This is a genomic window from Halomonas sp., from assembly GCF_041689495.1.
Lineage (GTDB): Bacteria > Pseudomonadota > Gammaproteobacteria > Pseudomonadales > Halomonadaceae > Halomonas.
The window spans coordinates 1-4,506 of record NZ_JBDNGD010000470.1 but is presented as its reverse complement, the minus strand read 5'-3'; the positions used below and the strand labels follow the sequence as shown (position 1 = coordinate 4,506).

Annotated in this window: 6 protein-coding genes and 1 pseudogene; 4 read left to right on the top strand and 3 right to left on the bottom strand. The window is 62.8% G+C overall.

Features of this window, described 5'->3' with window-relative positions; translation table 11 throughout:
* Positions 1-186: pseudogene (locus tag ACESMD_RS14300) on the bottom strand (threonine ammonia-lyase); the annotation flags it as partial.
* On the bottom strand, positions 183-788 hold the full coding sequence (locus ACESMD_RS14295) for a gamma-glutamylcyclotransferase (RefSeq protein ID WP_372614303.1): 606 nt from the start codon (positions 786-788) through the stop codon (positions 183-185). The gene ACESMD_RS14295 and the pseudogene ACESMD_RS14300, both read right to left, overlap by 4 nt.
* 189 nt (positions 789-977) lie before the next feature.
* Between ACESMD_RS14295 and ACESMD_RS14290 the strand changes: the two genes are divergently transcribed.
* Positions 978-1,544, top strand: a complete 567-nt coding sequence (locus ACESMD_RS14290; protein WP_372614299.1) for an NnrU family protein — start codon at positions 978-980, stop codon at positions 1,542-1,544.
* Between the two features lie 55 nt (positions 1,545-1,599).
* Positions 1,600-2,163, top strand: a complete 564-nt coding sequence (locus ACESMD_RS14285) for a class I SAM-dependent methyltransferase (RefSeq protein WP_372614296.1) — start codon at positions 1,600-1,602, stop codon at positions 2,161-2,163.
* A gap of 36 nt (positions 2,164-2,199) precedes the next feature.
* Here ACESMD_RS14285 and ACESMD_RS14280 read toward each other — a convergent pair whose 3' ends face one another.
* Complete coding sequence (locus ACESMD_RS14280; protein ID WP_372614294.1) at positions 2,200-3,918, bottom strand: alkaline phosphatase D family protein; 1,719 nt, start codon at positions 3,916-3,918, stop codon at positions 2,200-2,202.
* Between ACESMD_RS14280 and ACESMD_RS14275 the strand changes: the two genes are divergently transcribed.
* Together ACESMD_RS14275 and ACESMD_RS14270 are read left to right on the top strand one after the other, a co-directional pair.
* Positions 3,918-4,340 carry a zinc-binding dehydrogenase gene (locus tag ACESMD_RS14275; protein WP_372614292.1) on the top strand — a complete coding sequence of 141 codons (423 nt, stop codon included), beginning with the start codon at positions 3,918-3,920 and terminating at the stop codon, positions 4,338-4,340. The two genes, ACESMD_RS14280 and ACESMD_RS14275, sit on opposite strands and share 1 nt — an antisense overlap.
* Before the next feature lie 13 nt (positions 4,341-4,353).
* On the top strand, positions 4,354-4,506 hold a 153-nt coding region (locus tag ACESMD_RS14270; RefSeq protein WP_372614301.1), incomplete at its 3' end, for an ATP-binding cassette domain-containing protein.

The following is a 4,506-nucleotide window of genomic DNA, read 5'->3' as shown; positions in this document are numbered from 1 at the left end:
GCAGAGCAGGTGGTTCAGGGCGCCGCGCTCCTTGAAGGCGGCAGTGAACTGATGATTCTCGAACTTGATATAGACGTCACAACCGGTCAACTGTGACAGGGTGGTGGAAGGCAGGCAACGGGTACGGATGACCTGGCCTTCGATGCGCCCGGCGGCAAGGCGGATGTTGTCGAGGGTCACGCTCATCGAGGCATCTCCGGGAGAGGCGCTTGCGGCATCTGCTCGGCCAAGGAGAAGACATGATCGTCCTCCACCCGGAGCTGCCTCAGTGCGCTTGCGAGGTTCAGCAGATAGTCGCGATTGTGACCGCTGGGGCCTTGGGCTTGAGCGATCTGCTCGGCGATGGCCTCCAGCGGGGCATCACCGAGGAAGGCGGCATTGTCCTCGGTGGCGAGATATACCAGCCCCTCGACGCTGTCTCGTTCATCGCCCCCGTCATCGGCGAGGGTGTCGAAGTAGAGCCGAGTGACCTCACGCAGGTAGCCATTCTTCTCGCGTACGTCGAGTGGCTCGAGTATCTCGGGGGTGATGAGGTAGGCCATGCCATGGCAGACGGCCTCGGGTTTGCGGACCAGGGTGACGACCCGGCCGGGGGCTTCCGGGGTGCCGCGGTGGTCGTGGGAGCCCTGCCAGAAGCGTCGCACCCAGCCCTGGATATGGGCCGATCGGCGTTCAATGAAGGGGAAGTCCGCCTTCCAGATCAGCGAGCCATAGCCGAACAGCCAGATCGTCTCGTGGTCGTCGAAGTGGATCATGCGTCGGTTGAGACCGGTGGTGTCGAGAGTCATGGGGTTTGCGTCGCCGGACATGAGGTTTGGCTTCCATGATGCGATTTTCGGCAAGTCTTGTCGAAGAAGGAGGGTCAAGGTGGTGGTGACCAGGCAAGCCAGCCGCTAAGCTGGCCCCTGTTTTTCCGCAGCAAACTGTTTTCCGGCATGTCGCAGCGACATGCCTCCATTGCAAAAGGATGTACTTCCATGGTCGTGATGATTCTCGGGCTGCTGATCTTCCTCGGCGTCCACTCGGTACGCATCTTCGCTGATGACTGGCGCCGCACGCAGATTGCCAAGCGCGGGGAGCTGCCCTGGAAGATGGCCTATGGCGCAGTCTCGATTCTGGGCCTGGCCATTGCCATCTGGGGGTATGGTCAGACACGACTGGATCCGACCTGGGTGTGGATGCCTCCGACGGGGCTTCGCCATGCCGTGGCCCTGCTGATGATTCCCGCCTTCATCTTGCTGGTGGCGGCCTATGTGCCGGCTAACCATATCAAAGCGAAGCTCGGTCATCCGATGATCCTGGCCGTCAAGATCTGGGCCTTTGCCCATCTGCTGGCCAATGGCCGACTGGGCGATATCGTCTTCTTCGGTGCCTTCCTGGCCTGGGCGGTCCTCGACTTTCGCGCTTCCCGTCGCCGGCCGGGCCAGCCAATCTCGACTCCTGGAATGGCCGGCACCGTCGCGACCCTGGTAATCGGCCTGGTGGCCTACACTCTCTTTGCCTTTTACCTGCATCAGTGGGTGACCGGCGTGTCCGTGATGTAATCTAGGTGATGCCTCGATTGGTGAAACTCACGAGAGCATGTACGGAGGATAGGCGATGTCAGCAGGCTGGATGTTGTTGAAGAAATTCGTGGCATCACCCTCGACCATCGGTAGCGTGATGCCAAGCTCCAGATTCCTCATTCGCACCATGATGTCAGGAATCGACTGGAGCAGGACCCACAGGATCGCCGAGCTGGGTGCCGGGACCGGGGTGATTACCGATGCCATCGATACCCGACGCCATCCGGATTCCAGTTTCCTGTGCTTCGAAAGGGATCCGATGATGCGCCGCGACCTGGCACGGCGCTACCCGGGTGTCGATGTGCAGAATGATGCCTTTACGCTGTGCGGCCGACTCGCCGAGGTTGGCGTTACCGGCCTGGATTGTGTCGTTTCCGGCTTGCCCTTCGCCAATTTCACTCTCTCTTGTCAGAAGCGGCTGCTGGACGATATCCACCATTGCCTGGCCCCGGGCGGCATGTTCATCGCCTTCCAGTACACTCGGCAGATACAACCTTATCTGGTCTCGGTCTACTCTGACCTGGATAGCCAGTTCGTCTGGGCCAATATTCCCCCCGCCTTCGTCTTCATCTGTCGAAAGCCGACAACGCCTGCCTGAAGGTTCCCGGACCTGAGGCGCTGATGCCATGGGGGCTCACCTCTGCGGTTTGTCGTCGGGAAAAACCACATCGAAGCCTCGTGCATCGAGCTGGCGAATGTCGCTGGGACGTCCCTGGTCATCGAGTTCCACCAGGCCGACACCACTGCCGTTCCATAGCCGTTCGCCGGCCTTCGCCCGGTCCGGGTCCCGCGGTGTGATTTCCATGCGCCGTCGCTTGGTGAACCAGTTGAGCGGTGAGCGTGGTGCATAGAGCCAGCGGTTGGCGCGGTCGAACCAGTCGAGCAGGGTGTCGGGGAAGGCATTCTTGATGCCGCTGGAGGTGATCTGCCAGAGCCTTGGCCCCTCGCGGCGATGGCGGATGCGGATGTCGTAGGCGAAGGAGTAGTGCACGTCGCCGGAGAGAATGACGTAGTGCCCTGGGGTGCGGGAATGGCGGAAGATGTTGAGCATCACGCTGGCCGCACCGCGATGGGCCATCCAGTTCTCGGCGTCCACCAGCAGCGGCTTGCCGGCCAGGGTGAAGAGTTTCTGGATCACCTCGATCAGTTTGACGCCGAACATCGGTGCCGGCGAGACGATCACCACCGAGGGGGCATCGAGAATCTGCTGCTGCAGCTCCGAGAGGGCTTCCCAGTCCATCAGGCCGGAAGGTCGCTTCGGACTGCGTTCACTGCGCCAGCGCCGGGTGCGGGTATCCAGCATGATCAGCCTCGGCGCCCCGTCGACCTGCACCTCCCAGCCCTGGAAACGCCGCAACTGCTCGATCACGGCATCCTGATCCTTGGCGGGCAGCCATCTGTCCCGGACATCGGCGGTTTCCAGCAGCCTGGCCACGGCATCCAGCGGTTCGACCAGCCGGTCCGGATCATTGCCCCAGCCCTGGCAGAGCAGATAGGCCAGCAGGGCGTTGCCGATGATCCGCCGCGAGAAGGGATGGCCATAGGCGGTGCGCTCCCACTCGGCGGTGAGGTTCCAGTCATCGGTGATGTCGTGATCATCGAAGATCATCAGCGAGGGCAGGTGGGCCAGCAGCCGGGCCCCGGCGGGAAGTCCCTGGACGAAGCGCTCGATGATCGCCTGTTCTCGGTGGAACAGCGCCGCCTTTTCCTCGTCCAGTGCCGGTGGGGCTACCTCGATCAGTCGCCAGGGCACCGGCGACCAGACCAGCAGGTACATGGCGATGACCTCGGCAAAGGTCATCAAGTGGTTATGGGCGTTGGCCGATGTGAAGACCGGTTTGCGCACGCCACCGAAGAAGCGCTCACGCGGGTCGGCGCTGCTCTTGATGTCCGGCAGCAGTTCCTCGCGGCGGTAATAGGTAGCCTCGCTCGTGTAGAGCCATTGGCTGTCTGTCACGGTGGCGCCCTCCAGCGTCTCGTCGAAGAGACCCAGGCGGTCGATCAGCGAGTGAATGACCACCAGCAGCGGGCCGGCGACGTCATCGGCGTAGACCTGGTCGCCGGTCATCAGCAGCCAGGCTGGCCAGGCTTCGGGCGTCTCGCGGCGCTCGGCCAGCCAGGCATCGGCGCGCACCAGGCCGTCCGGACCGTCGTGATGGGGCCGACGGCAGGAGCCATGGAGCAGTCGGCGATGATCGCCGGCGAGAACGAAGCAGGGGTGTGTCGCGCCCTCGTGCAGCAGGTGGGGCGCCCAGTCGGCGATGCCGCTGTCGCCCTGATCGGTGGCAACCTTCAGGTCGTAGACGATGCGCACGCTGTTGGGCAGGGGGGTGATCGAGAAGCTCGGCGCCAATGGGCGCCGATATTACCCTGGACTTTCGCAAGGTGGATGTGGTCTCGGAGATCCTGAAGCTCACCGGCGGACGCGGGGTCGATGCCTCCATCGAGGCGCTGGGGCTCCAGTCGACTTTCGAGAACGCCCTGCGGGTCCTCAAGCCGGGCGGCACTCTGTCGAGTCTTGGCGTCTACTCGGGCGATATCACCATCCCGCTGGATGCCTTCTCTGCCGGCCTCGGCGATCACCGGATCATTACCTCGCTCTGCCCTGGTGGCAAGGAGCGCATGCGGCGCTTGATGCAGGTGATCGAGACCGAGCGGCTCGACCTCGGCCCTATGGTCACTCACCGCTACCCGCTGGAGCAGATTGTCGAGGCCTATGACCTCTTCTCCCACCAACGCGATGGCGTGTTGAAGGTGGCTCTCGAGGTGAGCTGAATCAGAGGTAGTGATGCGCTTTGGTGACTTCACCGCCATCGAGAGGACGTCTCTCGAGATCGGGTCGGGAGAGTTCTTCAGCTTCCTCGGCCCCTCGGGCTGCGGCAAGACCACCCTGCTCAACATAATCAGCGGTTTCCTGGTGCCCAGCGAGGGCCGGGTGCTG

What these genes read in the sequence shown, in the direction of transcription:
- ACESMD_RS14295 (WP_372614303.1), bottom strand. Translation starts at nt 788, where the DNA reads ATGACTCTCGACACCACCGGTCTCAACCGACGCATGATCCACTTCGAC.
- ACESMD_RS14290 (WP_372614299.1), top strand. Translation starts at nt 978, where the DNA reads ATGGTCGTGATGATTCTCGGGCTGCTGATCTTCCTCGGCGTCCACTCG.
- ACESMD_RS14275 (WP_372614292.1), top strand. Translation starts at nt 3,918, where the DNA reads ATGGGCGCCGATATTACCCTGGACTTTCGCAAGGTGGATGTGGTCTCG.
- ACESMD_RS14285 (WP_372614296.1), top strand. Translation starts at nt 1,600, where the DNA reads ATGTCAGCAGGCTGGATGTTGTTGAAGAAATTCGTGGCATCACCCTCG.